Here is a 25,638-nt window from a genome sequence, read left to right as displayed (position 1 = left end):
CCTTTGCAGGCGTAACAGCTGGCGGTTTCCGGCAACTGTCATGGTCCATTTCAATACCAACTGTTTCTTTGCCATGGTCCGAAGCCGGCGCAAGATAACGGCCCGCCTCCCTTGCCGGTCAAAACCCATGAAAAGTGATCGCCGTTCTACGCTCTATGCCGCGCTAGCCGATGAGATCGCCGGCATGATCAGTGCCGGGACCTTGCGATCGGGCGACAAACTGCCGAGCTTGCGCGAGTTGCGCGACCGGCGTGGCGTCAGCCTTTCCACCGTGACCGAGGCCTTTCGCATGCTGGAGGATCGCGGTCTGATCGAAGCCCGCCCGCAATCGGGCTTTTTTGTCAGGCAGAAACTGTCGGAACCGCCGCCACGTTCGCGCCCCTCCACCACGCCCGCGGCGGTAACGGTAAACCGGCGCTTGTGGGACTACCTGCAACTGACCCGTGGCCGGCAACAGGGCTTCTGCTACGCGGTCATGGCGCCGCAATGTTTTCCCAATGTGCAGCTGCAGAAGCTGATGAATGAGGCCTTGCGCGACTCGCCCACGCTTTTGTCGAAATATGGCGGCACCCGAGGCTTGGAAGTACTGAGGCGGCAGATCGCGCGCCATGCGATGGAGTGGGGCGGACGCTTCAACGCCGACGATGTGCAGATCACCGCCGGTGGCATCGAAGCGCTCAACCTGGCCCTGCGGGCGGTGACTCAGCCGGGCGATGTGGTGGCGGTGGAGTCGCCGACCTATTTCGGCTTGTTGCAGCTGTTCGAGTCGATGGGCCTGAAGGCACTGGAAATACCGACGGACCCGGAGCAGGGTGTTTCCCTGACCGCGCTGGACCTGGCTGTTCGCGACGGCGCCGTGGCGGCCTGCGTGCTGATGCCGAATTTCAGCAATCCCACCGGCAGCCTGATGAGCGACGAGGCGAAACAGCGCTTGGTCAAGCTGCTGGACGAACATTCCGTGCCGCTGATCGAGGACGATATCTACGGCGAGTTCTACCAGGGACGCGAACGGCCTCGTCCAGCCAAGGCGTTCGATGAGACGGGCAATGTGCTGTATGTGGCCAGTTATACCAAGCTGGTTGCCCCCGGTATGCGGGTGGGCCACATCATTCCCGGCCGCTATCGCTCGCAAGTCGAGATCCTCAAATACATCAATACCTTCTCCACCCCTGCCGTGATGCAGCTGACGCTGGCGCGCTTTCTGGAAAGCGGCGGGCACGATCATCATATGCGCCGCATGCGGCGGCTTTGCACCGACCAGATGGCAAGGCTCAACGACGGTTTGGCGCGGTACTTTCCGGAAGGCACCCGCTGGACCCGGCCCAAAGGCGGATATATGTGCTGGGTCAAGTTGCCGGCTGGCGTAGATAGCACGCGCCTGTTGGAAACATCGGTCGAGGAGGGCATCAGCTTCGCCCCGGGGCCGCTATTCTCGGCCCGCAATGCCTACCGCAACTATTTGCGTCTATGCGTCGGCGAGCCTTGGTGCGAGGCGACCGAAGCCAAACTCAAGCGTTTGGGTGAACTGGCCCGGCAGCAATTGGACAATGGCGCAAAGGCGCCTTTCGCCGATACAGGCAATCTGTTTGAACTCGGTTAGGAAAGCGGGCCGCCTGCGCTAGACTAGGGCGCATGAGCACAGATACCCTAGACCAGGGCGTTCGTTACGACGCCAAGCACGCCGCCGCCTACGATCGCAAGATTCGCCAGCTGATACCGGGCTACGACACCTTGCATGAACTGAGCACCAGCCTGCTGGCTGAGCTGCTGCCAAACGAGGCCGCCGTACTGGTGGCGGGCAGCGGTACCGGTGAGGAACTGCTGCGGTTCGCCACCGCCATGCCGAATTGGCAATTGAGTGGTATCGAACCCTCCGCCGAGATGAACCGATTGGCTGCCGACAAGTATGTCGCCGCCGGTCTGGGCGGACGCATCCAGCTGATTGAAGGGCGGCCGGGGGACGTGGTGATCGAACCGCCTGCCGGGCACGCTGCCTTCGATGCCGTTACCGCCCTGCTGGTCATGCATTTCCTGCCCGACGATAGCGCCAAGGCAGCTTTTCTGCGGGCATTGGCGGCGGTGCTGAAACCTGGCGGCTGGCTGCTGCTGGCGGACCTGGGTGGGCAGCGCAATGAGCCGGGTTATGAGCAACTGTTCCGTTGCTGGCGCCGGCAGCAGGATAGCAGCCGGGATAGGCCGGAGCAGGTCGAATTGGATTTCAGCCACCTGGCCCGCAATGTCCATCCCCTGGCGCCTGCGCGCCGGGATGCCCTGTTGCGCCAGGCGGGGCTGCAAGTATGCCAAGAATATTGGCGTGCCCTGGGCCTGGCCGCGGTGCTGGTGCAAAAGACTGCCCAGGCATGAATCGTTTGCATAAAAAAAATGGACCGGCCTCGGCCGATCCATCGAAGTAGGCTGTAAACGGGCGCTTACAACCTCCAGGGAGAGATCCCGGGCGGGAAGGGGAACCAACGCCCGGGGTAATGCATGCTGCAGCAGTCGTTTAGTTGACCGCGGTCTTCAGTTGCAGCTGGCTGTTCACGCTCTTCACGCCAGATACCGCTGCGGCCAATTGTTGGGCGCGGTCGTTGGCTTCTGCCTTGTCCACGGTGCCGGTCAGAGTCACCACACCTTGTTCGGTCTTCACCTTCACATCCAGGGCGGAGACTTGCTTGTCGGCCATCAAGGCAGCCTTCACCTTGGCGGTGATGGCGGTGTCATCCAGTGCTTGTCCGGCGCTCGCGGCTGGGCCGGCACCGGTGGCGCCGGCTTCGGCGGCCATGGCTGGAGCGGCGATGAACAGGGCGGCGAGCAGACCTGGAATCAGATGACGGTTTTGCATGGTGGAATCCTTTCAATGTAGTTCGGAAAGGCAACGCGGAAACTGCGTTACAAAGCTAGTTGAGCAATAGCCGTGCCAGGTATTTTTTTCCCAATGGATTCAACGAGATGGAGCGTGTCGGTAGAGGAGGGGGGAAGGTTGCCGCGCTGATGAGGCGGCTTTCTCATGGTTCTTGTCGCCTGGTAGCGACGCATTGTGGAGTGTGTTTGTTAAGTATCTGATATTAAACGGAAATATGCTGTCGCTAATCCGCGACTGGTGGCTCGCTGCGGAATAATCCGGGGCTAAGGTCATGTTTTTGCAGCAATCGATAGAACTCGGTCCGATTGCGTTCGGCCAGGCGCGCGGCATCGGCTACATTACCGTCGGTGAGCTTGAGCAAACGCACCAGGTAGTCCAGCTCGAAACGCTGTTTCGCCTCGGTATAGCTGAGCACCTCCACCGCCGCGGCGCGCAGGGCCCGTTGAACCAGGGAGAGCGGGATCAAGGGGGCGGTGGCCAGCGCACTGACCTGTTCCACGACGTTATACAACTGCCGGATATTGCCGGGCCAGGGCGCGGTCGCCAGTGCTTCCAGCGCATCGGGGGCAAAGCCGTTCAGCTGCTTCTGGTATTTGGCGGCCAGCTTGGCCAGGAAGTGGTGGGCGAGTAGCGGCACATCCTCGCGCCGCTCGGATAGCGGCGGCAGGTAGAGCGTGACGACGTTCAGGCGATAGTAGAGATCTTCGCGGAACTGGCCCTCCGACATGGCCGCTTCGAGGTCACGATGGGTGGCCGACAGCAGGCGTACATCGATGGGAATGGGCTGGCTGGCGCCGACCGGGCGCACCGAACGCTCTTGCAGCACCCGCAATAGCTTCACTTGCAGGGCCAGCGGCATATCGCCGATTTCGTCGAGGAACAGGCTGCCGCCGTCGGCGGTCTGGAATAGCCCGCGATGGTTGGCCACCGCCCCGGTAAACGATCCCTTTACATGGCCGAACAATTCGGATTCCAGCAACTGCTCGGGAATGGCCCCGCAATTGACCGCCACAAAGGGCTTGGTTGCCCGTGGGCTGGCCTTGTGGATCGCCTGTGCCAGCAATTCCTTGCCGCTGCCGCTATCGCCGCGGATCAGTACGCTGGCGTCCGAGCCGGCCACCAGCCTGGCTTCCGCCAGCAGTTCGGCCATATGGCTGGAACGGCTGACGATCTGGGCACGCCAGCTGTCATCGTCGTTCTTGCCGGTACTGGCCGGCGCACCAATCGCCAGCGCCTGGGCGATCTTTTCCAGCAGTACCTTGCCGTCGAATGGTTTGGTCAGATAGCCGAACACGCCTTTTGCCGTGGCCGCCACGGCGTCGGGGATGGTGCCGTGGGCCGTGAGCAGGATGACCGGCAGGGTGGGGTGGTGGGCGTGGATCTCGCCAAACAGCCACAGGCCGTCATGGTCGGGCAGGCGGACGTCGCTCAATACCAGCTGCGGCAGTTCGATGGCCAGCCGGGTCAGCGCCGCTTCGGCGCTGGACACGCTGCTGACGCGATAGCCGGCTGCGGTCAGGCGCATGGCGAGGAGCTTGAGCAGGTCCGGGTCGTCGTCCACCAGCAGGATATGCGCACTCATGGCTTACTCCCGGCCGTCGGCGCGACCGGCCGGCTGGTAAGGCTGCGCTCGATGGCTTTGAGCGCTTCAAGTTTCTCGGTCAGCTGATCGAGCTTCTTCTGCTGCTCTTTTTGCTGCTCGCGCTGCTGATCCCGTTGTTGCTGTGCCAAGTGTTCGATCTGGTCCTCCAGCTTGCGTTGTTCATTCAGCATGCCAAGCAGCAGCCGTGCCAGCGGCTGATAAAGCTGTGCTTCGGTGCTGCTGTCGCGACCCAGGTTTTCCAATTGGGCAGCCGCACGGGCCAAATCGCCGGGCGCGCGATTCTGTAGATGCACGAAGGCCATTTCCAACATGGTCTTCGGGTTGGCCGGCGTCTCCGCCAGGCGACTCGCTTCCCGTCCCAGTTCGGCCGGGCTGAGCTGGCGTAACTGCTCCTGGTATTGCATGGCGGCCCGTAAGGCTGGGCCAAGCGGGTCGATCTCGCGTACCGGAATACGTACCTCGCGGACGGGCAGGGCGCAGCCGGCCATGAGGGCAGCGCACAGTAGGCAATAAAATGATTTTTTAATTTTCATGGGGAATTTCGATACGAAAACGACTGCCGGGTTCGTCGTCCAGCAGGCTTACCCGGCCGCCGTGGGCGGCCACGTATTCCTGCACGATGGAAAGACCGATACCGCTGCCGCGGCGGGCACCGGGAGCCTGGCGCTGGCCTTGATAGAAAGGTTCGAAGACCCGATTGCGGTCCTCGGGCGCGATGCCCGGTCCCTGGTCGCGGATATCTATGCGCGCCAAGCCGGGCGGATTGGCAAGGGTGAAAACGATGGTGCCGCCGACGGGACTGAAGCGGATGGCATTGGACAATAAATTGCCCAGGACAACGGCCAGTTTGTCCGGATCGGCCTGGGCGAATAATGGCTCGCCCTCGATGGCCATGTGCAGATCCTTGGCTTGCCACTGCAGGCGCTGCAAATCGATTACCCGGTCCAGCAAGGGCCGGAAGGCGACGCGCTGGCGGTGCAGCTGGCGTGCCTCGAAGGCGGCGGCATGAAAGCGCAGCAGATCCTCGATCTGGCTTTGCAGCGCGACGACATTCTGCGCCAGGATGGCAGCGATTTCCCGCTGCTGCTCGGTCAATGTGCCGGCGACACCGTCTTCCAGCAGGGCGACACCCTCACGCAGCGAAGCCAGGGGGGTCTTCAGTTCGTGCGAGATATGGCGCAGAAAACGGGTCTTGTCGTCATCCAGCTCGGCAAGGCGCTGCCGCAGCCAGTCCAGTCGTTGGCCCAGCAGGCGCAGGTCGGCCGGACCGCGGATATCGATGGGGGTATCCAGATGGTTTTCGCCCAGGGCAATGATGGCGGCTTCCAGGCGCTTGAGCGGGCGCGCCAGCCACAGGCCGAAGATCAAGGCTAGCCCGACCGCCAGCAGCAGTGCCACCAGTAGCTGGCCGCTCAATTGCAGGCGACCGTCTTCCAATCCATCGCGCAGCTCGGTATTGCTCTGTTCGATCCGGCTGCGTACCTGGTCCGCCAGCTTGGCGTTGATGGCCGACAGCGCGCGGAAATTGGCCGCCAGGGCAGCCTCGCGCTTGCGCGCGGAAATATGGGTGGCGGCCAGATGGTCGGCGATCATGGTTTGCTGCGCGCGCCAGCTGCGTACCGCATTGCTGCGCGGCAGGGCGGCTTCCAGTTGCCGCAGGGCGGTATCGGTGTCGCGCCGCGCCTCGTCGAAGCGTTCGTGCAGGCTGGGGTCGTCCAGGATGAGGAATTGCCTGGCGGCCCGCTCCATGGTCACGCTGCGCTCGGCCAGCAGTTGCGTGGCCGCGCTGAGTTCCACCGCATGGGTGGCACTGCTGCGGCTTTGCGCCAACAGTTTTTCCAGCGTCAGCAAGGCGCGCAGGGAAGCCGCGCCCAGCAGTCCGGCTATCAGCAGGAAGCCCAGCAACAGAAGCTGGCGGAATGAGGGGCGGAGAAAGCTGAGCATGGGCCGCAATGATGCCTGTATAAGGCGTCGAGCGGCAGGGGGAGAACGGCTACATCTGCTTGAACAAGTGCAAATACGCGCGGCTTACCACCAATTGTTGTGGGTGTGTTTTCAGCTTGAGCAGGGTCCGGCCACGAAAATCGCGCAAAGTGCCGGCGATATGGCGTACCGCCACGATGGTGCCGCGATGCACCTGCCAGAAGCGGGCGGGATCCAGGCTATCCAGCAATTCTTTCAATGGCGTGCGTATCAGCGACTCGCCATCGTTGGTAAAGACACTGACGTATTTGTCGCGGGCTTCGAAGTAGATCACTTCATCCACCGCGATCAGGCGTGTTTCATTGCCGTGTGCGGCGCGGATCCATTCCAGGCGCGGTGCTGCCGGGGCGACTTGCAACAAGCCTGCCAATTTCGCCAAAAGATCGGTCGATGGCGTGGCGGGCTGGCTGTGCCGCGTATTCAGATGGCGCTGCAGCTTGGCGACCGTGCGTTGCAAGCGTTCCAGTCCGGGTGGCTTGAGAAGGTAATCCACGGCTTCGCCTTCAAAGGCATCGACCGCGTATTGATCGTAAGCGGTAACAAACACGATATGCGGCGCCACCGCCGTATCGCGCAGCTTGGCGGCCACTTCCAAGCCGGTCAGCCCCGGCATGCGGATATCCAGAAAGGCGATATCGGGTGCCAGTTCGTCGATCAGGCGCAATGCGTCCAAGCCATTGTGGACCAGCGGAAGAATGGTCAGCTCGGGCCACAGCTCGGCGAGCTGGGTGCGCAGATATTCGGCCAGGGCGACTTCATCGTCGGCGATCAAGGCGGTCGGCATGGTCTAGTTATCCGTCTCAAGGGGCAATCGCAAACTGACCTTTACGCCGCGTGGCGGATGGTCGGCAATCGTCAACAGCGCTGCGCCGCCATATAGGCTGTTCAAGCGGTCGCGTAGATTGGCGAGGCCCACGCCGCCGCCGGCGCGTGGCTTGGCAAGTGGGTCGAAGCCGCGGCCGGTATCGTACACGACGATATGCAGCGTGGGTCCCTCGCGACGCGCTTCGATGCGAATTTCACCCCCTTCGACACACGGTTCCAGTCCATGCTGGATGGCGTTTTCCACCAAGGGTTGCAACAGCATGGGCGGCAGCGGTACTTGTTGCAGGGCCGGGTCGCACTCGATCCGGTAGGTCAGGCGTGGCCCCATGCGTATTGCCATCAGGCCGAGATAGGCGCGCAGGCTCTCCAGTTCGATGCCCAGTTCGGTTCGGGCAGCGCGGCTGCTATCGAGGGAGGTGCGCAGATAGGCGATCAGATGTTCCAGCAGCAGACGGGCCTTGTCCGGCGAAGGTCCGATCAGTCCGACCGCATTGGCCAGCGTGTTATAGAGAAAATGGGGTTCTATCTGCGCCTGCAGCATCCGCAGTTGCGCTTCCAGGGCACGCCGGTCGGCATCCGATGCCTGTTGCCGGGCGGCCGCCAGGGCCGCGTCCGCGCGACTCTGCCTTTCGTGCAGGATAAATACGCCAAGCAGCACACCTGCCGTCAAAACGGATAGCACCGCTACCGATAGCGCCCCTGTCGCACTGAACAGCCAGCGCAATGCCCCTTGCAGATCCAGTATGGAGAAGCCCAGACCGTAACCGATGAAGACGCCTAGTATCGGGATGCCGATGTGATAGCTCTTGCGGACCCAGCGCGGTGCGCTTTGCAGCCAAGCGCCCACCAGCCAGCGGCCCAGATCGAACAGCAGGTGGATGCTGTAGCCGATGGTGTTGGTCAGGACGAAGCTTTGCCATAGGAAGACCGCCAGCTTATCCACCCGGCCGGAAAGCAGGCTGACCATGGCCATGACCGAGCCCAAGCCCATATTCCAGATAAAGGTATAGAGCAGGTTACGCAGTGGGCTGTTGGGCCATTGCCGGAACCAGGGGAAGAGTTCCAGCGGGTGCCAGCGGTCTATCGTCGGTGGGGCGGGCGTTGGATTCATTTCGACTTGCTCCGGAAGATCGGTGTGAAAAGCCGGTCGCGCAGCATACGGCAAACCGGCGCAGGCCGGCATTCCGCAGCGGCTTACTGCCGGGAGAGGGCGCCGCCTTATTTACCGTCCTTACCGTGCCGAACAGCAGCCATCTCTTGCGCTACCCGTTTCTCGAACTGAGCATCGCCACTCAAGTAAAACCTGGCGGTCTGCATCGTCAGCACGAAGCCCATTCCCAGCATCGGCCAGGCGGCCCAGCTGATGCGGCCCTGCGTCTTCCAGTTGATGGCGCACAGCAAGGCGCTGGTCGCCAGGAAACCGATCGCACGAAGATGGAGGTCTAGCCTGTCGCCGACGACCTGTTCCGCGCCGCGCCGTAGGGCGGCTTCATCGATCAGCTTGATGCGCTTGCCGAGGTCAAGGGTGTTGCGGGATTCGGACAAAGGCTGCGAAGTGGAGAAGTCGGACATCATGCATTCCTGTTTGATTACGCGTTGCGATGGCGTGCATGGTGGATGAGGCTGCCTGGCGGTAAGGCGCAATGCGATGAATCGACTGCTTCGCGTCGCCAGTTGCAACCGGTGGGTGTCGTTGTACGGGACCGCATGAATGAAATGGCGGCAGGCTGTTGTCCCTGGCCTGCCAACGTACCGCCAATTTGACAAACAAGCGTTTGCTTGACACTCTCGTGGCCATCATCCACGGGAGTTAAATTGGCATGAAAGCCAGCACCTTCAAACGCCTGATCAATCTCTGGCCGCCTTTTCTGCTGACAGGTATCCATGCCAACCATGTCAGTGCGGACTACCGGGAAGTCGATTGCACGCTGACCATGCATTGGTACAACCGCAATGCGGTCGGCACCCACTTCGGCGGCAGCCTGTTTGCCATGACCGACGCGTGGTACATGCTGATGCTGATGGAAGTGCTGGGGAAGGATTACTACGTGTGGGACCAGGCTGCGGCGATCGAATTCATCGCTCCCAGCCGTGGTGTGATCACTGCCAGATTTCGCCTTGACGACAATATCATCGCGGATATCCGCGCCAAGACCGAGGGCGGCGAAAAATACCTGCCCAAATTCACCGTTGAATTGCTCAATGAAAAGGGCGAACGGGTGGCCCAGGTGATCAAGACCCTATATATACGTCGTAAGCCGGCCAAGCGCTAGCCTCCAGATCCACAACACGCATGGACCCGTTGGTGCCTGGGCGGTCCTCCGCGGTCTTATTTGCCATATGACATGGAAATTTTATTTGATATAAGAGGCGGGTAGTCGATTCGCTCCCGGCGAGCGTCACCCACCCAAAAGGTCTAGCTATGGATTTGCCCGAAATTTCGCGTGATCGTGATGTCGCAGCAAACAAACGTAAACCGACCCGAACAACCCTGGCGCTTTTGGTGACGCTGTGTTTCATGCCGTTGGCGCAGGCGACCGAGTATTACGTTGCCCGTACCGGCAATGACACAAAGAATAATGGCGAGTCGGCCGATACGCCATTCGCCACGATGGACAAAGCCCTGAAAGTCATCCAGCCGGGCGATGCCATCAATTTGCTGGGCAAATACGTACTGGCCAAGGAAATCGCGCTGACGGCGCCTGCAAGCAGCGCCTATATCACCCTGCGTGGCGGGCCGCTCATGTCCCAAGGCAAAACGGAAGCAAGCGAAGTCCGCTGCGAGAACTTGCCGCACTGCATCAAGATCAGCCGCTCCAATGTCCAGGTCGTCGATATGCGTTTGGTGGGAAGCAGGGAAAGCGCCATCTACAGCAACGGTCACTCGTATCTCCGAATATTGAATAACCAAATCGACGATGCACAGAGGTATGGCGTCCACTTCGAGGGGAAAACGGCGGATGTCGCGGAGGGGCAGGGCATCGTCGTGCAGAAGAATCGGGTGAGAAATGGCGGCAATACCGCTATCTATGTCCTCTTCCAAGCGCAACTGAGCATCCACGGCAATGAGGTCACCGGCGTGCGCGAGGGTGACGGTATCGTTGCAGTGCAGGCCAGGGGAGCGACGATCAAGGAGAACACCGTGCGTGGTTTGGTGAAGCGCCAATCCAGCGGCATCAAGCTGCGCACCTCCAAAGATGTCGTGATCGAGCGCAATACCGTCAGCGACAGTGCCGGCGCCGGTATCCAGGTCCGGCGGATGGATGAAGCTTCCGACGGCTGGCTGCCGAACCGGTCCAGCAATATCCGCATCGTGGGCAATACCATCAGCAATACCGTCACCGCCAACAGCAATCAGCCGCCGCAATGCGATGGCAGCGGTTGGCCCGGCGCCATTGTCGTCAGCCGTACCGATGGTTTTCAAATGAGCGGTAATCTGGTGTTTCGGAATTGGGGGGAAGGGCTGACCTTCAATAGTTCAACCGGCGGTCGTATTGAACAAAACGTGATGTACGACAACTATGGCGTGAATGTCTATCTGAACAACAGCAGCGATAGTGTGGTGAGGCGCAATTACCTGTCCTACAGCGACGGTAGCGAGGGGGTGCCATATTATCGTTGCGCCGCGCCGCCCGGTGGGGTCACCCTGGCCAACGAAGTCAGCACCCAGGCGTATGACGCCGATAACTTCCGGCCACTGCGTAATCTGAATGTGGACAACAATATCATCCGTGGCGGCCGCGGCGGCATCAACTACTACTATTCCGCCGCCATGTCGCAACCGCCGAATCCCCATCCGCTTTACTTCCCCGGCGGCCTGCAGAATGTCCGCATCTACAACAATACCGTCTACGGTAGTTTGCAGAATGCCATTCTTGCCATCAGCCACTCACCCTATGGCGGTCCCGGTACGCCAGGCAATAGCGGCGGTGGGCCGGGCCATTCCGATAACCATATCAACGCCAATATTTTTTACCAACCGACCGACAGCTACCTTTTGCGCAGCCTGGATGGGCGAGATGCAGAGGCCTTCCTTTTCCGCGCCAATCTCTGGCGCGGCGGCAATCCCGGTACACCGGCGGAGACGCCGCCGGGCGATATCAATTACCCGCTGACTGCCGCACTGTTCGTCGCACCAGGGTTGGACAAGGCGGACAGTTACCGCATCCTGCCCGCGTCCGGCGCGCGCGATGCGGCGTCCTACACCTTCGAAGATAATCGGCTGTGGCCAACGATGGATTATTTTGGCGCCCGCAGAATGTGGGGGCAGGTTTGGGACATCGGTGCGCACGAGTATCTGCCGCAACCTTGAGCTTCGCGGCAAATTAAGCACACTCCGGCCGCTCATTCGCACTTAGCCGGGCGGCCGGCCGCTTCGCCGTCGTATCCTCGTCCCGCTTGCAGAAGCGAAAGGATAAGACGGCGCCATGGCTTCACAAATCAGTTTCGATCTGAAATCGCTGGAGATCTTCGCCGCCATCGTCGAGGCCGGCGGTATGACCGCTGCCGGGCAAAGGCTGGGGATTACCCAGTCGTCGGTATCGCAGAGCCTGGCCGGCCTGGAGCAATCCTTGCATATCCAGTTGCTCGATCGCTCGCAGCGCCCGCCGATGCTGACGCCCTGGGGCCGGCAGTTCTATCAGCGCGCCACCAAGCTGCTGGATGCCGCCCGCCAGGTCAGCCATGACTTTCGCCGCCAGGAGGCATTGACCCTCAAACAAGTGCGCATCGCCCTGGTCGATTCGCTTGCCACCAGTGTGGGACGTGAGCTGTTGGACGTGGTCAAGCAGCGCAGCGCAAACTGGTCGCTGGTCACCGGACAATCGCACCGGCATGCCGAGGCGCTGCTGTCGCGCAAGGTCGATATCATTATTTCCGACGATGCGGTCGCCAATCACCCCGAGCTTTACCGCCATCGGATCATCCGCGAACCCTTCGTGATGGTGGTACCCAAGGGCTTTGCCGGGCCCACCGGCAGCCTGCGTACCCTGGCCGGGGCCGGCGACTTTATTCGCTATAGCCATGGCACGGTCATTGGACGCTCGGTCGAGCAGCAATTGCAGCATTGGGGCATCACCCCGCCGCTGCGGCTGCAACTGGACAATTCCTACGCCATCCTGTCCATGGTCAAGGCCGGCGTGGGTTGGACGCTGACCACACCGCTTTGCCTGTTCCAGGCAGGTTTGCTGAGCGATGAAGTCGATTTTCTGCCGATACCCGAGGGCGAATTCCACCGGGATCTGACCCTGGTAGCCCATGGTCAGGAACTGGGTACCCTACCGGACCAATTGTCGGAGGATATCAAGCAGGTATTGCTCAGCCGCTATCTGCCCATCCTGCAGCAGCGCGCGCCCTGGTTGGCGAACGCGATAAGGATGGGCAAAGCGACGGACTGATCAGGCTCCCTCGGTCACCGGCCGCGCAGTGGGCGCTACAACCGCGTCGGTCCGCTGTATGGCGGGCGGGCCCTGGAAGCGCTTACGCTCGCCCAATCCCCACCACCCCACCAGCATCATCACGCCCAAGCCAAGGATCAGGTACAGCACCTTGTCGTTCGGCGGCTGTATCCCGACAAAAGCCAGTGTTGCACCGCCCAGGGTAGCCAGGACCGCGATGGGTTTGGACCAGACGCCCAGGTCGAAAGGCCCTTTCCGCGTCCAACTGCGGCCTTCGGCAAAGATGCCTGCGGCAATCGGCATGACGTAGGAGATATACAGAAAGACCGCGCAACCGGTGGACAGCACCACAAAGGCATCGCCATACAAGGTGGCGACAAAGGCGAGAAAGGCGCTGACCCAAATGGCCGCGCCCGGGGTGTGATGGGTTTGATTGACCTTCCGCAGCAGGCTGGAAGCGGGCAGGCCGCCGTCGCGGGCAAAGGCGAACATCATGCGCGAAGTGGAAGTCAGGCAGGCCAGGGCACATAGGTAGTTGGCCAGGAACAAGCCGATACCCAAGGTGACCTTCAGCGCGGGCGGCAGCGAGTCGAGCAGTATATTGAAGAAGCCGCTGCCTTGTTTGACACCGGCCGCCAGGTCGGGCATCACCAGCACGAAGGTGCAGATCATCATGTAACCGAACAGGCCGGACCACAGCACCGCCCGCAGAATGCCCTTGGGCACGTTGGCGGCGGCCTGGTGGGTTTCCTCGGCGGTATGCGCAGAGGCATCGAAGCCGGTAATCGTATAGATGGTCAGCAGCAGGCCGGACAGGAAGACCATGGCGGAATTGCCGTTTTGCGGCCACCAGCTACCCTCGCTACCGGACAGGTTGGTGAAAGTGACGAGGCGGGAGAAATCCAGCGGCACCGGCGAGTAGACCAGCAGCGAAACGGTCAAGGCTGTCGCGATGATAAAGATCAGGTAGCCCGACAGATCGGTGAGCTTGCTGGTGAGCTTGATGCCGCGGTGGTTCAGATAGGCTTGGCTGCAGGTAACGGCGGCGATGAAGCCGGTCTGGAACAGATTGATCTCCCACCCGCCCAGCTTCAGGGTCGGCGCCATCATCTCCGGGGTGATGCCCAGCAGGGGCGCGATCAAGGTTTTGAAGAAGGGGTCGTAGACGCCGAAATTGACCGAGGCAACCACGAAGATCAGACCCAGCAGATTGAACCAGGCGGTGGCCCAGCCATAGCCCTTGCCACCCAGGATGGAGCCCCAGTGGTATAGCCCGCCGGAGGTGGGGTAGGACGAAGAGATCTGCGCCATCGCGGCGGCGACGATCAGCGCGAACAGTGCGCCCAGTGGCCAGCCTATGCCGATGGAAGCGCCGCCGCCCGCGCCCAGGCCGCCCTGGAAGGCAGTGATGCCGCCGGCCAGGATGCAGATGATGGAGAACGAAATGGCGAAGTTGGAAAACCCGCTCATGGTGCGCGACAACTCCTGCGCGTAGCCCATGCTGTTCAATAGCTTGACGTCGTCGTGCAGCGCGTCGTCGGTACCGGCTTGCAAAACAGGATTCATTGTTTTTCCCCTGGCATGCGGCGTGGATGGAAGGCATCCGTTTTCGGGCGGCAGCAATGACGACGTTTGACGCCTTGCGGAGCGGCCAGAGTGTGCGATTGGCCGCATGGCCGCTACAACAACCATTACATCCGCTAATACGCAGCATTAGCGTTGACGATGTTGATTGCCGGCGGTGCGGGGTATCCGCGACATTCTGGGCCGCGGACGTGAGGCGCTCAAAACCTGGGATCGGGGAGAAATACATGGAGGCACGCGAGGTTAGGGATATCGACGACGCGATACGGCTGGTCGAGCTGCGCGGCTTGAGCCATGTCAAGGTAGGTATCGCCGATATCGACGGGGTAATGCGGGGAAAATACCTGTCGAAGGAAAAATTCATCGGCGCGCTGCGTGGCGGCTTCGGTTTCTGCAATGTGGTGCTGGGCTGGGATCTGAACGACCAGCTGTACGACAATGTGCAGTACACCGGCTGGCATACCGCCTATCCGGATGCCATGGTGCGCATCCTGCCGCATACCTGCCGCGATCTGCCGATGGAACAGGTCAACGGCCAGAGCATGCTGTTCTTCCTGTGCGAATTCGTCGAAAGCGCGGCGGCGATCTGCCCGCGCAACCTATTCCAGCGCGTGCTGCAGAAAGCCGACGACATGGGCTTTTCCGCCCTTGCCGCGTTGGAGTACGAATTCTTTATGTTCCGCGAAACGCCGCAGTCGGTACGCGACAAGCATTACCAGAACCTGACGCCATGGACACCAGGCTATTTCGGCTACTCGGTGCTGCGCAGCTCGGTGGAGTCGGACTACTACCATCAACTGCTCAAACTATGTGAAGACATGGACATGAGCATCGAGGGCCTGCATACCGAGACCGGGCCGGGCGTGCTGGAAGCTGCCTTGGCGGTGGACGAAGCCGGCGCGGCCGCCGATAAAGCCTTTCTGTTCAAGACCTTCGCCAAGGTACTGGCCCAGCGCAATCAGCTGATGGCCACCTTCATGGCCAAGTGGTCGCATCAGTTTCCTGGCCAGAGCGGCCATATCCATCTCTCGCTGAAGGATAGCCAGACCCGCCTGCCGGTATTCCATGACCCTGACCAGCCTCACAATATGAGCAAGGTGCAGCGTCACTTCATGGCGGGCGTGCAGCAATTGCTGCCCGAGCTGATGGCCATGTACGGCCAGACGGTCAATAGCTATTCGCGCCTTGTACCGGGTTATTGGGCCCCGCTGAACGCCACCTGGGGCCTGGAAAACCGCACCACCGCCTTGCGGTTGATCCCCGGCTCGGCCAAGTCGCAGCGTATCGAGGTCCGTATCGGTTCGGCCGATGCGAATCCCTATATCGCCCTGGCGGCGGCCCTCGGCGCCGGCCTGTACGGTATCGAATGGCAGATGGAGCCGGAGCCCATGGTGGAGGGCAATGCCTACACCCAGACCTTTCCCGACCGCCTCAAATTACCCAATACCTTGTGGGAGGCGGCCCAGCGGCTCAAGCAGAGCGAAGCCGCCCACGCACTGTTCGGCGCGGAATTCGTCCAACACTACGCCGCCACCCGCGAATGGGAGGAGCGCGAGTTCCGCCGCCATGTGACCGATTGGGAATTGAAGCGCTACTTCGAAATTATCTGAATCCCCAACCGAGGACGCCATGGCCGCAGAACTGATTACCCTCAGCCCCATAGACGGCAGTGTGCTGGTGCGCCGGCCCTACGCCGACGAGCAACAGATCCAATCCGCCTTGCGCCGCGCCAAGGCCGCGCAATTGGCCTGGCGCGAGCTTGCGCTGTCGGAGCGGGGTGCCCTGCTGGAGCGGGGCGTGGCGGCCTTTGTCGCCCAAAAGGCCGAGATCGCCGAAGAACTGACGCGCCAGATGGGGCGCCCGCTCCGCTATACGCCTGGCGAAGTAGCCGGATTCGAAGTCCGGGCCCGCCATATGATCGGGCTGGCCGAGCAAGCCTTGCAGCCGGTGGTACCCACCGCGCTGCCCGGTTTCACCCGCTTTATCCGGCGTGACCCGGTCGGCCTGGTGCTGGTGATCGCGCCCTGGAACTACCCCTTGTTGACGGCCGTCAACGCGGTGGTGCCGGCGCTGATGGCCGGCAACGCGGTGATCCTGAAGCATTCGGCGCAAACGCCCTTGGCGGCCGAGCGCATGGTGGCGGCCTTTGCCGGCCTGGGTCTGCCGGAAGGGCTATTGCAGTTTATCCATACCGATCACGACGGCACCCGGCGGATGATCCGGTCCGAGGAAGTCGATGCCGTCTGCTTCACCGGCTCGGTCGCCGGCGGGGTGGCTGTCGAACAGGCGGCGGCTGGCCGATTTATCGGGGTCGGTCTGGAACTGGGCGGCAACGACCCCGCCTATGTACGCGCCGACGCCAGCCTGGATGCCGCGGTGGAAGGTTTGGTGGATGGCGCTTTCTTTAATTCCGGCCAAAGCTGTTGCGGCATTCAGCGGATCTATGTGCACCAGTCGCGCCACGCAGAATTCGTCGAACGGGCGGTCGCGCTGACCCGCCAATATGTGCTGGGCAACCCGCTCGAAGCGGCGGTCACACTGGGGCCCCTGGTTCGTCCCGCCGCCGCCGAGGCGGTGCGCGCGGTGATCGCCGAGGCGCGGGCCAAGGGTGCGCGAGCCTTGATCGATGCACGCGAATTCGAATGGGACCAACCGGGAAGCGCCTACCTGGCGCCGCAGATACTGGTCGATGTCGATCACGGTATGCAGGTGATGAAGGAAGAATGTTTCGGTCCGCTGGTCGGCATCATGCCGGTGAGCGGGGACCAAGAGGCCTTGCGGTTGATGAACGACAGCCCCTATGGGCTCAGTGCGGCTATCTACACCGAGGACGCGCAAGCCGCCCTGGCCCTGGGCGAGCGGCTGGAGACCGGCACGGTGTTCATGAACCGCTGCGACTACCTCGATCCGGCCCTGGCCTGGACCGGCGTCAAGCAGACCGGCCGTGGCGCGACGCTATCGAGCATAGGCTACGAACACCTTACCCGACCCAAGTCCTTTCACCTGAAATTGCCGAGTGCCGGTTAATACCGCTGGGGTGGTTTTTCATCATGCTGAGGCCACGCTGCTACGGAGAAATGCCATGAACGATATCAGCGCCATGCGCGCCAACTGGAATTACCCAACCGCCGTCAAGGCGGGAGCCGGGCGCATCGCCGAACTGCCGCAGTGGTGCCGCACGCTGAATATGCGGCGACCGCTGCTGATTACCGACCCTGGCCTGGCCGGGCTGGCCATGGTCGCCAGCGCGGTCGAGCGCTGCCGTCAGGATGGCCTGGATTGCGGTCTTTTCAGCGCAATCAAAGGCAATCCCACCGGGCGGAACGTGGAGGACGGGGTAGCCGCCTATCGAGCGGGCGACCATGACGGCGTGATCGCCTTCGGCGGCGGTTCGGCGTTGGACGCTGCCAAGGCGGTGGCGCTGATGGTGGGGCAGGATCGCCCGCTATGGGATTTCGAGGATATCGGCGACAACTACCTGCGGGTCAACGTGGCCGGCATGGCCCCGGTGGTGGCGGTACCCACTACCGCCGGCACCGGCTCGGAAGTGGGGCGCGCCTCGCTGATCATGGACGAAGCGGCCCAGCTCAAGCGCATCATCTTCCATGCCCGCATGTTGCCGGCCGTGGTGATACTCGATCCGGAATTGAGCACCGGCCTGCCCGCCGGCCTGACCGCCGCGACGGGACTGGATGCGCTGAGCCATAGCCTGGAGGCGTATTGTTCGCCGTTCTACCATCCGATGGCGGCCGGCATCGCCCTGGAAGGCATGCGGCTGGTGAAGGACTACCTGCCGCGCGCGGTCGGCGATGGACACGATCTGGAAGCGCGCATGCAGATGCTGGTCGCCAGCAGCATGGGCGCGACCGCCTTCCAGCGGGGGCTGGGCGCCATGCATGCGCTGGCCCATCCCCTGGGTGCCCTGTTCGACGCCCACCACGGCATGTTGAACGCCATCCTGATGCCCTATGTGCTGAAGGCCAACCAAGCCGTCATCGATGAGCGCATCACCGCACTGGCGCGCTATCTCGATCTACCCAACCCATCGTTCGGCGCTTTTCTAGACTGGGTACTCCGGCTGCGCGAAACGGTCGGCATCCCGCACACGCTGGCCGCGATAGGCATAGATGAAAGCCAATTGCAGCGGGTCGGCGAGATGGCGGTGCAGGACGGTTCCGCCGGCACCAATCCCATCCCGTTCACGGCGCTGCAATACAGTGAGCTGGCACGCCGCGCGGTGGTGGGTTTGCTGTAGCAGCACCGCACCGTGCGCCCAAGACGCCGTCATCCCTCGGCAAGGAGCCTCTCCCATGGCACGCATCGGCATTGCCGGCTTTCTGCACGAGACCAATACCTTTGCCGCCAGCCTGGCGCGCTTCACGACATTTGCCGAAGCCGACGCCTGGCCCGCCCTGCAATGGGGTGAGGAACTGTTCGCCAGCGTAGCCGGCGTGAATATCCCGGTGGCCGGCTTTGTCGATGCCATCCGTGCCCAGGGCCATACGCCGGTACCCTTGCTGTGGGCCTCGGCCAATCCCTCCGGCCCGGTCAGCGAGGACGCCTTCGAGGCGGTCTGGTGGCTGCTGCAGCGGGCGCTGGCGGAGGCCGGTCCGCTCGATGCGCTCTTTCTCGACCTGCATGGCGCCATGGTGTGCGAGCACCTGCACGACGGCGAAGGGGAATTGCTGGCCCGGCTACGGAAATTGCTGGGCTCGGCGCTGCCTATCCTGGCCAGTCTGGATTTCCACGCCAATATCAGCCAGGAGATGGTGGCCTTGAGCGATGCGCTCCTGGTCTACCGCACCTACCCGCACGTTGATATGGCCGCTACCGGTGGCCGCGCTGCTGCTTTGTTGCCGGCGCTGCTGGGCGGCGAACGTTTCCACAAGGTTCTGCGTCCCTTGCCCTTCCTGATCCCCATGCCTTGGCAATGCACGCTGGTCGAACCCATGCAAAGCCTGATGACGCTCAGTGCCGACCTGGAAGGGGAGGGCATAGCGGCAGCCGCCTTCGTGCCGGGATTCCCCTTGGCCGACACGGTCGATAGCGGACCGGCCGTACTGGTCCATGGCCGCGATCCGGCGACTACCGATGCAATCGCTGCGCGGCTGTTCGAGGCGGTGCTGGCCGTGCGCGACCGCTTCGCCGGCAAACTGTGGCAGCCGGCGGCAGCCGTTGCCCATGCCATTCGCCATGGCCAGCCTGGCAGGACCATCGTCCTTGCCGATAGCCAGGACAATCCTGGTGGTGGTGGCGACAGCAATCGTACCGAGATGATCGACGAACTACTGCGCCAATCCGCCCATGCCTGTGTCGGCCTGCTATGCGATGCCGAGGCCGCCGCGGCTGCGCATGCCGCTGGTCCGGGTGGGTTCGTACCGGGCGGCTTCGGCGTCGGCGTGCCGCTCCCGGGGCCCTGGCGGGTAGCCGCGCTGGGCGATGGCCGCCTGGTCGGTACGGGACCCTTCTACGCCGGTTGCCATATGCAATTGGGGCCCATGGCCAGGCTGGAGCGGGACGGCGTCAGCGTGCTGCTTTCCAGCCGCAAACAGCAGGCCGCCGACCAGGCCATGTTCCGTCATCTCGGCATCGAGCCCTCCGAGCAGTCCGTGTTGGTGCTGAAAAGCTCGGTCCATTTCCGTGCCGATTTCGGTGCCCTTGCCGCGGAGATATTGTTGGTGGCGGCCCCTGGCGCCAACGTCGCCGATTTGCGGGAATTGACCTACCGGTATTGCCGCCGCAGACCCCTGGCTTAGTTTTCCCCGGCAATTTCGGCCATCATATTGCCGGCTGCGGCACCGCCGAAACCCCGCGCGCGGTTTGCCGCTGCTCCCGCAAGCCAGGCGGGGCGTGCCTTGCGGCTTGCATGGCCATTTCGGCCCGGATATTGCTTTAAACCTGTCGAGCGTGCGGCGTTGCCGCTCTCATCTATTGCCAGCAGGAGGAGATATGTCAGTCAAGGGTATCAGTGAGGCCGCCTTTTTACAGCTCAATCAGGCCAAGCGCCCCGGCGCGGCCGGAGGCGCCAGCTTGCCGAACGCCGCGGATTCCTTCGCCGTGCAGTTGGCCCAGTTCAAGACCCAGACCATGGGCGCATTGATGAGCGATAAGGGAGCCAGTAGCGTCGATGCCCTGGGGGGCAGCAAGCCGGCGGGCGGTAGCGATCCATTGTCGGCGCTGACCGGCAGCCGGGCCAGTACGGCCACCACCGGACTGAATCCCGCCTTGTTCGACCCGCAGGCGGGCTACGACATGATGAGCCTGATCAATAAGAAGGACGTCAACTACCAAGCCCAGTTCGCCGAATTGAGCGAGATGAAGACGCATTTGCTCGGTATGCAGCAGGCCGGCAAGTATCTGGGCGATATCAAGACCTCGACCGGCGACGACGCCATCAAGGCGCAACTGCAGGAATTCACCACGCAATACAACCGCTGGGTCCAGCGCTTCGACGGCGATATGCAGGCAGGCGGAGTACTGGCGGGTACGCAGGCGGCCCAAGTGTCGCGCTATGAGTTGGAGCAAAATATCAAGAATATCTTCTACGGCGCCAAATCCGGTATGCATGGCATGGCCGATCTGGGGGTGACCATAGACCCGGACACCAAGCTGGCCAGCCTGGATGCCGACAAGCTGGCATCCGCACTGAAGGGCAATCGGCAAGGTGTGGTGGATACCGTGCAGGATTTCAGCGGCCATTTCGTTCATTCGGCCGAGCTGCTTAATTCGGATGGCAATTTCATTCTCAAGCAACTCGCCAACCTGAACAAAGCGATTCACTACATCGCCGATAACCGCACTTCGCTGCAAGCGGAATTCGGTAGCGGCGATGCCGCCCAGCCCACGGGCAAACTGGCCGAGGCCCTGGCGGCCTACCAGCGTAGCTATCGAACCTGATCCTGGTCGAAAGCGTAGGTATCCATGGCCAGCCCGCCTTCGGTGATGCCGCTGTACAGGCGGCTGGCCCGTCTTTTCTCTCCGGCAGCGCCCAAGGCCACAAAGAGCGGCAGCAGATGCTCGTCGCTCGGATGGGCGCGTGCGGCGGCGGGAGCCTGTTGGCGATAGTCCAGCAGCGCGTCCAGGTCGTCGGCTTGCAATCGCTCGTGCACCCATTCCTGAAAATCCAATACGTATTGCGCATTGGCCACGCCTTCCGGCGCGCCAAAACTCAGCTCGCGCAGATTGTGGGTCAGGCTGCCCGACGCCAGCAGCAGTACGCCTTCGTCGCGCAGTCCTGCCAACGCTTTGCCCAAGCGGAAATGGTGCCCGGGATTGGCCCGTGGCTGGATGGATAATTGCAGCACGGGTATATCGGCCGCCGGGTACATATTCATCAGTGGCACCCAGGCGCCATGATCCAGGCCGCGCACCGCATCCAGGGATACCGGGAAGCCGGCAGCGGCCAGCATCGCGGCGGCCCGGGCCGCCAGATCGGGCTCGCCGGGCGGGCGATATTGGATCTGGAACAAGTCCGCCGGAAAACCGCCAAAGTCGTGGATGGTGTCCGGCTGGCCCACGCTGCCCAGGATAGGTTCGGCGCTCAGCCAATGGGCGGACACGACCAGGATGGCGCGGGGCTTGGGCAGGGTGGTGGCAATACTGTGCCAGGCCGCGCCGGTACGGCCGGGATTCACGGCCAACATGGGTGAGCCGTGCGAGACAAAGAGCGTGGGCAGGCGTGACATGAACAGATTCCTTCAATGCAATATGTCCAGTATTGCTCTGGTATATCTGCGTTGATAGCGGAAATAAATCAATACAATGTTCTGTTAATTTGAACATGGCAAAGCGCCAATCCACGGCTATGCATAGCTATGTAGATTGTCTTTTCCGGGGAGTGGAGATGAGCGATGCGCAAGACCGATTGAGCCAGATGGGCGAGCTGGCCCAGCGCTGGCAAAAACTGTGGCAGGCGCAATTGCAGCAGCAGCTCAGCGGCCAGCCACGTGCTCAGGTGCCCGATCCGCAAAGTATCCAGCATACCTTCGAGGCACTTTGGCGGGCTGTGCTGGAAAAGCCGGCGCCCATGCTGCAAGCCCAGGCTGATTTCTGGCGCGACTATGGGGCACTGACCGAACAAGCCATGCGGCAATACTGGCAAGGCGAAGCGGTACCGACTGGCGCTGCCGACAAGCGCTTCAAGGACGAGCTGTGGAACAGCAATCCCTTGTTCGGCTTTATCAAGCAGGCCTATCTATTGACCGCCCGGCATATTCAAGCGAGCGTGGACGCCGCCGAGGGGCTGGACCCCGGCACGTCCCGCCGGGCCGCCTTCTACACGCGCCAATTCGTCGATGCCATGGCCCCCACCAACTTCCTGGCGGGCAACCCGACCGCGCTGAAAGCCACGCTGGAGTCCGGCGGCGAAAACCTGTTCAAAGGGTTTACCCACCTGCTGGAAGACCTGGAGCGTAACGATGGCCGGCTGATGCCGCGCATGACCGACTTGGGCGCCTTTCGCCTGGGCGAGCATATCGCCACCACGCCAGGCAAGGTGGTATTCCAGAACGCGCTGATGCAATTGATCCAATATGCGCCCGCCACCGGCAAGGTCCACCGCACGCCCTTGCTGGTGGTGCCGCCGTGGATCAACAAGTTCTATATCCTCGACCTGAAGCCGAAGAACTCGCTGCTCAAGTGGCTGGTGGAGCAGGGGCATACCGTCTTTGTCATTTCCTGGGTCAATCCGGATGCGCGCCACCGGGACCAGGGTTTTGAAGACTATATGCGGCGGGGTGTATTAGCGGCGCTGGATGCGATTGCCGCGGCCACCGGCGAGCAGCGCGTTAACGCGGCTGCCTACTGCATAGGCGGAACCCTGCTGGCGGCCAGCCTGGCCTATATGGCGGCGGCCAACGATAAAAGCTATCCGGCCAGCCGCATCAAGTCGGCGGCGTTTTTTACCACCATGATCGACTTCAGCGAGCCGGGCGAACTAGGCGTGTTTATCGACGAGGAACAATTGGGCGGCCTGGACCGATACATGGAGGAAAAAGGCTATCTGGAAGGGCACCAGATGGCGGGGGTATTCAATCTGCTGCGCGAAAACGACCTGATCTGGAGTTTTGTCGTCAATAACTACCTGCTGGGCCGGGAACCCATGCCCTTCGACCTACTGTATTGGAACTGCGATTCGACCCGCATGCCGGCGGCCATGCATCGCTTCTACCTGCGCAAGATGTATCTGGAAAACGTTTTGAAGGATGCGGGCGGAGTGGTGCTGGGCGGGGTGCCCATCGATATGCGCCGGATCAAGACGCCCGCGTACTTTATCTCGGCGCGCGAGGACCATATCGCGCCCTGGCAATCGACCTATGCCGGCGCGAGGCTGCTGCAAGGGCCGGTCCGCTTCGTGTTGGGTGGATCGGGCCATATCGCCGGCATCGTCAACCCGCCCAGCGCCAACAAATACGGCTACGCCATCAATCCGGCCTTGCCGGCCACGCCGGCAGAATGGCTGGCCGGCAGCAGCGCGCAGGAAGGGTCGTGGTGGACCGATTGGCAAGCATGGCTGCAGCCCTTCGTGGGTAAACCGATAGCGGCGCGCGAACCGGGCGGCGGCGGCCTGGCGGCAATCGAGGATGCGCCGGGCAGCTACGTGCGGGCGAAGCTGGACTAGCAGCCCTACATCCCCCAGGCAACCAGCCACGCCAGCACCAGCATGGTGGTACCCGTCAGGGCATCGATGCACTGCCACGCCCGTGGCCGATTGAATAAGGGGGCCAGCAAGCGGGCGCCGAACCCCAGCAGGCAGAACCAAAGCACCGAGGCGGTCATGGCGCCGGCGGCAAAGCTGGGTTGGTCCGCCGGCGTCTGGTTGGCGCCGACGGCGCCCAGCAATACCACGGTGTCGAGGTAGACATGCGGATTCAGCAGCGAGAGCGCCAGCACGGTCCCCAGCGCCTTGCCGGCACTGATGGGCGCATGCTCGCCGGCGACGGACAAGGATTCGCTACGCCAGACCGCCCGCCAGCTGCGCAAACCGTAGCCCACCAGAAACGCCACCCCGCCCCAGCGCGCCAATCCGAGCAAGAGCGGCGAGGCCTGCACCAGCGCGCCCATGCCGGCTACCCCCAGGCCGATCAAGAGGGCATCGACCACCACACAGGCTGCCACGCTCAACGCCACATGCTGGCGTTTCAGGCCCATGCGCAGCACATGGGCATTCTGTGCGCCTATCGCCATGATCAGGCTGGCGCCCAAGCCCAGACCCTTGAGATAAACGGTGGAGGCAAACATGGCAATTTCCTGCTGTGGTTGGATAGCGCATTGTGCGTAGTCGCTCGTCCGGAATGAAGCTGGTTTAATATTTCTCCTGATAGCTGAATTATTCTTAATCAAGGAGGGACCATGCTGTTGGATGCGCGCAAGGGTGAAGCCTTGCTGGCCGTGATCGATAGCGGCAGTTTCGAGCAGGCGGCAATCCATCTGCATCTGACGCCCTCGGCGGTTTCTCAGCGGGTGCGTGCCATGGAGGAGCAGCTGGGCATGCCGCTGGTGCTGCGCGGCCGTCCTTGCCGTGCCACCCCGGCCGGTCAACGGCTGGTGCAGTACCTGCGGCGCAGCAGTCTGCTGGAGGATGAGTTCGTCAGCCAATGGCAGGAAGCGAGTGGCCGGCATTTGAGTGTGCCCCTGGCGGTCAGCAACGACACGCTTGCCACCTGGCTCCTGCCGGCCCTGGCGGAGTTCCTGGTGGCGGAGCAATTGCTGGTGGATATCACCGTGGACGACCAGGACCACACTTACACTTGGTTGCAGAGCGGACATGCGGTGGCGGGTGTGTCCAGCGAGCCTTTACCCATGCGAGGCTGCCTGGCACATTCCCTGGGCATCATGCGCTACCGTTTATTGGCTACGCCGGCTTTCGTGGCCCGTTGGCTGCCGCGTGGCCTGGACCGTGAGGCGGCACGGCAGGCGCCGTTGATGGTATTTGATCGCAAGGATGGTCTGCAGGCCGAATTCCTGCAAAACCAGTTGGGCCTGCCGCCGGGTAGCTATCCCTGCCACTACGTTCCGGCCAGCGAGCCCTTCCTGCAGGCGATACGCCTCGGCCTGGGCTATGGCATGGTGCCGGAGCTGCAATTTGGCACGGCCTTGCAAAGTGGAGAATTGATCGATCTGGCGCCCTCGCAGCCCTGCGATGTGGCCTTGTATTGGCATTGCTGGCGGGTGCAGTCACCCAAGTTGGAAGCGCTTAGCGCGGAGGTATTGCGTGCGGCTAGAACGGTTTTGATACAGCTTTAACGGTATTCATGGCGCCACCTATACGCACGTATTGGCCGGAATAATATGAACTGCCTCGCTTCTACGCCAAACCAGCGCATTGTAAATGGAATAAGCTGGCTTGGCACGGGGGCGATTGACGACAGCGGGCAGGGCGGCGA

Annotated in this window: 22 protein-coding genes; 12 read left to right on the top strand and 10 right to left on the bottom strand. The window is 62.2% G+C overall.

What is annotated here, in order from left to right:
• The first annotated feature begins 127 nt into the window (after positions 1 to 127).
• Together FNU76_RS05380 and FNU76_RS05375 are read left to right on the top strand one after the other, a co-directional pair.
• A complete protein-coding gene (locus tag FNU76_RS05380) occupies positions 128 to 1,600 on the top strand; it encodes an aminotransferase-like domain-containing protein (protein ID WP_179958360.1) in 1,473 nt (490 codons plus the stop codon).
• A gap of 32 nt (positions 1,601 to 1,632) precedes the next feature.
• Positions 1,633 to 2,364 carry a class I SAM-dependent methyltransferase gene (locus FNU76_RS05375; protein ID WP_143856753.1) on the top strand — a complete coding sequence of 244 codons (732 nt, stop codon included), beginning with the start codon at positions 1,633 to 1,635 and terminating at the stop codon, positions 2,362 to 2,364.
• Between the two features lie 139 nt (positions 2,365 to 2,503).
• Here the strand turns inward: FNU76_RS05375 and FNU76_RS05370 are convergent, their stop codons facing one another.
• The 7 genes from FNU76_RS05370 to FNU76_RS05340 form a co-directional block, all read right to left on the bottom strand.
• Positions 2,504 to 2,842 (bottom strand): BON domain-containing protein, encoded by a 339-nt coding sequence (locus FNU76_RS05370; RefSeq protein WP_143856752.1) that lies wholly within the window; start codon positions 2,840 to 2,842, stop codon positions 2,504 to 2,506.
• 244 nt (positions 2,843 to 3,086) lie between these two features.
• Positions 3,087 to 4,445, bottom strand: coding sequence for a sigma 54-interacting transcriptional regulator (locus FNU76_RS05365; protein ID WP_143856751.1), 1,359 nt, complete (start codon positions 4,443 to 4,445; stop codon positions 3,087 to 3,089).
• A complete protein-coding gene (locus FNU76_RS05360) occupies positions 4,442 to 4,999 on the bottom strand; it encodes a hypothetical protein (RefSeq protein WP_143856750.1) in 558 nt (185 codons plus the stop codon). Before FNU76_RS05360 ends, FNU76_RS05365 begins: the two co-directional genes overlap by 4 nt.
• Positions 4,989 to 6,410, bottom strand: a complete 1,422-nt coding sequence (locus FNU76_RS05355; RefSeq protein WP_143856749.1) for a sensor histidine kinase — start codon at positions 6,408 to 6,410, stop codon at positions 4,989 to 4,991. Before FNU76_RS05355 ends, FNU76_RS05360 begins: the two co-directional genes overlap by 11 nt.
• Before the next feature lie 49 nt (positions 6,411 to 6,459).
• Positions 6,460 to 7,233, bottom strand: coding sequence for a LytR/AlgR family response regulator transcription factor (locus FNU76_RS05350; RefSeq protein ID WP_143856748.1), 774 nt, complete (start codon positions 7,231 to 7,233; stop codon positions 6,460 to 6,462).
• 3 nt (positions 7,234 to 7,236) lie between these two features.
• Positions 7,237 to 8,385: a sensor histidine kinase gene (locus FNU76_RS05345; RefSeq protein ID WP_179958359.1), complete on the bottom strand. Its 1,149-nt coding sequence runs from the start codon at positions 8,383 to 8,385 to the stop codon at positions 7,237 to 7,239.
• A gap of 107 nt (positions 8,386 to 8,492) precedes the next feature.
• Positions 8,493 to 8,849, bottom strand: a complete 357-nt coding sequence (locus FNU76_RS05340) for a 2TM domain-containing protein (RefSeq protein ID WP_143856746.1) — start codon at positions 8,847 to 8,849, stop codon at positions 8,493 to 8,495.
• Positions 8,850 to 9,094: 245 nt separating this feature from the next.
• On the opposite strand from FNU76_RS05340, the gene FNU76_RS05335 reads away from it, so the two are divergent.
• The 3 genes from FNU76_RS05335 (at position 9,095) to FNU76_RS05325 (ending at position 12,670) form a co-directional block, all read left to right on the top strand.
• On the top strand, positions 9,095 to 9,547 hold the full coding sequence (locus tag FNU76_RS05335) for a DUF4442 domain-containing protein (protein WP_143856745.1): 453 nt from the start codon (positions 9,095 to 9,097) through the stop codon (positions 9,545 to 9,547).
• A gap of 230 nt (positions 9,548 to 9,777) precedes the next feature.
• A complete protein-coding gene (locus FNU76_RS05330; RefSeq protein ID WP_179958358.1) occupies positions 9,778 to 11,586 on the top strand; it encodes a right-handed parallel beta-helix repeat-containing protein in 1,809 nt (602 codons plus the stop codon).
• Between the two features lie 115 nt (positions 11,587 to 11,701).
• Entirely contained in the window at positions 11,702 to 12,670 is a 969-nt protein-coding gene (locus tag FNU76_RS05325; protein ID WP_143856743.1) for a LysR family transcriptional regulator, read from the top strand.
• On the opposite strand, the gene FNU76_RS05320 is transcribed toward FNU76_RS05325, so the two are convergent.
• On the bottom strand, positions 12,671 to 14,236 hold the full coding sequence (locus FNU76_RS05320; protein ID WP_143856742.1) for an amino acid permease: 1,566 nt from the start codon (positions 14,234 to 14,236) through the stop codon (positions 12,671 to 12,673).
• A gap of 245 nt (positions 14,237 to 14,481) precedes the next feature.
• On the opposite strand from FNU76_RS05320, the gene FNU76_RS05315 reads away from it, so the two are divergent.
• The 5 genes from FNU76_RS05315 (at position 14,482) to fliD (ending at position 21,151) form a co-directional block, all read left to right on the top strand.
• Entirely contained in the window at positions 14,482 to 15,864 is a 1,383-nt protein-coding gene (locus FNU76_RS05315) for a glutamine synthetase family protein (RefSeq protein ID WP_143856741.1), read from the top strand.
• A 19-nt stretch (positions 15,865 to 15,883) separates the two neighbouring features.
• Positions 15,884 to 17,281, top strand: coding sequence for an aldehyde dehydrogenase family protein (locus FNU76_RS05310; protein ID WP_143856740.1), 1,398 nt, complete (start codon positions 15,884 to 15,886; stop codon positions 17,279 to 17,281).
• Positions 17,282 to 17,336: 55 nt separating this feature from the next.
• Positions 17,337 to 18,509 carry an iron-containing alcohol dehydrogenase gene (locus tag FNU76_RS05305; protein WP_143856739.1) on the top strand — a complete coding sequence of 391 codons (1,173 nt, stop codon included), beginning with the start codon at positions 17,337 to 17,339 and terminating at the stop codon, positions 18,507 to 18,509.
• A 55-nt stretch (positions 18,510 to 18,564) separates the two neighbouring features.
• Positions 18,565 to 20,010, top strand: a complete 1,446-nt coding sequence (locus FNU76_RS05300) for a M81 family metallopeptidase (protein WP_143856738.1) — start codon at positions 18,565 to 18,567, stop codon at positions 20,008 to 20,010.
• 193 nt (positions 20,011 to 20,203) lie between these two features.
• On the top strand, positions 20,204 to 21,151 hold the full coding sequence (fliD, locus tag FNU76_RS05295) for a flagellar filament capping protein FliD (RefSeq protein ID WP_143856737.1): 948 nt from the start codon (positions 20,204 to 20,206) through the stop codon (positions 21,149 to 21,151).
• On the opposite strand, the gene FNU76_RS05290 is transcribed toward fliD, so the two are convergent.
• Positions 21,139 to 21,939 (bottom strand): dioxygenase family protein, encoded by an 801-nt coding sequence (locus tag FNU76_RS05290; RefSeq protein ID WP_143856736.1) that lies wholly within the window; start codon positions 21,937 to 21,939, stop codon positions 21,139 to 21,141. The genes fliD and FNU76_RS05290 overlap by 13 nt on opposite strands.
• A gap of 158 nt (positions 21,940 to 22,097) precedes the next feature.
• On the opposite strand from FNU76_RS05290, the gene phaC reads away from it, so the two are divergent.
• Positions 22,098 to 23,873 (top strand): class I poly(R)-hydroxyalkanoic acid synthase, encoded by a 1,776-nt coding sequence (gene phaC / locus FNU76_RS05285; RefSeq protein WP_223879233.1) that lies wholly within the window; start codon positions 22,098 to 22,100, stop codon positions 23,871 to 23,873.
• A 5-nt stretch (positions 23,874 to 23,878) separates the two neighbouring features.
• Here the strand turns inward: phaC and FNU76_RS05280 are convergent, their stop codons facing one another.
• Positions 23,879 to 24,493: a LysE/ArgO family amino acid transporter gene (locus FNU76_RS05280; protein WP_143856735.1), complete on the bottom strand. Its 615-nt coding sequence runs from the start codon at positions 24,491 to 24,493 to the stop codon at positions 23,879 to 23,881.
• Between the two features lie 111 nt (positions 24,494 to 24,604).
• Here FNU76_RS05280 and FNU76_RS05275 point away from each other — a divergent pair, with 111 nt between their 5' ends.
• Complete coding sequence (locus FNU76_RS05275) at positions 24,605 to 25,498, top strand: LysR family transcriptional regulator ArgP (protein WP_143856734.1); 894 nt, start codon at positions 24,605 to 24,607, stop codon at positions 25,496 to 25,498.
• Positions 25,499 to 25,638 lie beyond the last annotated feature (140 nt).

Origin of the sequence: Chitinimonas arctica (genome assembly GCF_007431345.1) — a bacterium.
Lineage (GTDB): Bacteria > Pseudomonadota > Gammaproteobacteria > Burkholderiales > Chitinimonadaceae > Chitinimonas > Chitinimonas arctica.
This window is presented reverse-complemented; position numbering and strand designations above follow the sequence as displayed.

Bases quoted from the DNA above. Each gene is read 5' to 3' on its own strand.
- FNU76_RS05335 (WP_143856745.1), top strand. From the start codon at position 9,095: ATGAAAGCCAGCACCTTCAAACGCCTGATCAATCTCTGGCCGCCTTTT.
- FNU76_RS05375 (WP_143856753.1), top strand. From the start codon at position 1,633: ATGAGCACAGATACCCTAGACCAGGGCGTTCGTTACGACGCCAAGCAC.
- FNU76_RS05290 (WP_143856736.1), bottom strand. From the start codon at position 21,939: ATGTCACGCCTGCCCACGCTCTTTGTCTCGCACGGCTCACCCATGTTG.
- FNU76_RS05350 (WP_143856748.1), bottom strand. From the start codon at position 7,233: ATGCCGACCGCCTTGATCGCCGACGATGAAGTCGCCCTGGCCGAATAT.
- FNU76_RS05280 (WP_143856735.1), bottom strand. From the start codon at position 24,493: ATGTTTGCCTCCACCGTTTATCTCAAGGGTCTGGGCTTGGGCGCCAGC.
- FNU76_RS05340 (WP_143856746.1), bottom strand. From the start codon at position 8,849: ATGATGTCCGACTTCTCCACTTCGCAGCCTTTGTCCGAATCCCGCAAC.
- FNU76_RS05380 (WP_179958360.1), top strand. From the start codon at position 128: ATGAAAAGTGATCGCCGTTCTACGCTCTATGCCGCGCTAGCCGATGAG.
- FNU76_RS05315 (WP_143856741.1), top strand. From the start codon at position 14,482: ATGGAGGCACGCGAGGTTAGGGATATCGACGACGCGATACGGCTGGTC.
- fliD (WP_143856737.1), top strand. From the start codon at position 20,204: ATGTCAGTCAAGGGTATCAGTGAGGCCGCCTTTTTACAGCTCAATCAG.
- FNU76_RS05300 (WP_143856738.1), top strand. From the start codon at position 18,565: ATGGCACGCATCGGCATTGCCGGCTTTCTGCACGAGACCAATACCTTT.
- FNU76_RS05325 (WP_143856743.1), top strand. From the start codon at position 11,702: ATGGCTTCACAAATCAGTTTCGATCTGAAATCGCTGGAGATCTTCGCC.
- FNU76_RS05310 (WP_143856740.1), top strand. From the start codon at position 15,884: ATGGCCGCAGAACTGATTACCCTCAGCCCCATAGACGGCAGTGTGCTG.
- FNU76_RS05305 (WP_143856739.1), top strand. From the start codon at position 17,337: ATGAACGATATCAGCGCCATGCGCGCCAACTGGAATTACCCAACCGCC.
- FNU76_RS05275 (WP_143856734.1), top strand. From the start codon at position 24,605: ATGCTGTTGGATGCGCGCAAGGGTGAAGCCTTGCTGGCCGTGATCGAT.
- FNU76_RS05345 (WP_179958359.1), bottom strand. From the start codon at position 8,385: ATGAATCCAACGCCCGCCCCACCGACGATAGACCGCTGGCACCCGCTG.
- FNU76_RS05355 (WP_143856749.1), bottom strand. From the start codon at position 6,410: ATGCTCAGCTTTCTCCGCCCCTCATTCCGCCAGCTTCTGTTGCTGGGC.
- FNU76_RS05360 (WP_143856750.1), bottom strand. From the start codon at position 4,999: ATGAAAATTAAAAAATCATTTTATTGCCTACTGTGCGCTGCCCTCATG.
- phaC (WP_223879233.1), top strand. From the start codon at position 22,098: ATGAGCGATGCGCAAGACCGATTGAGCCAGATGGGCGAGCTGGCCCAG.
- FNU76_RS05370 (WP_143856752.1), bottom strand. From the start codon at position 2,842: ATGCAAAACCGTCATCTGATTCCAGGTCTGCTCGCCGCCCTGTTCATC.
- FNU76_RS05365 (WP_143856751.1), bottom strand. From the start codon at position 4,445: ATGAGTGCGCATATCCTGCTGGTGGACGACGACCCGGACCTGCTCAAG.
- FNU76_RS05320 (WP_143856742.1), bottom strand. From the start codon at position 14,236: ATGAATCCTGTTTTGCAAGCCGGTACCGACGACGCGCTGCACGACGAC.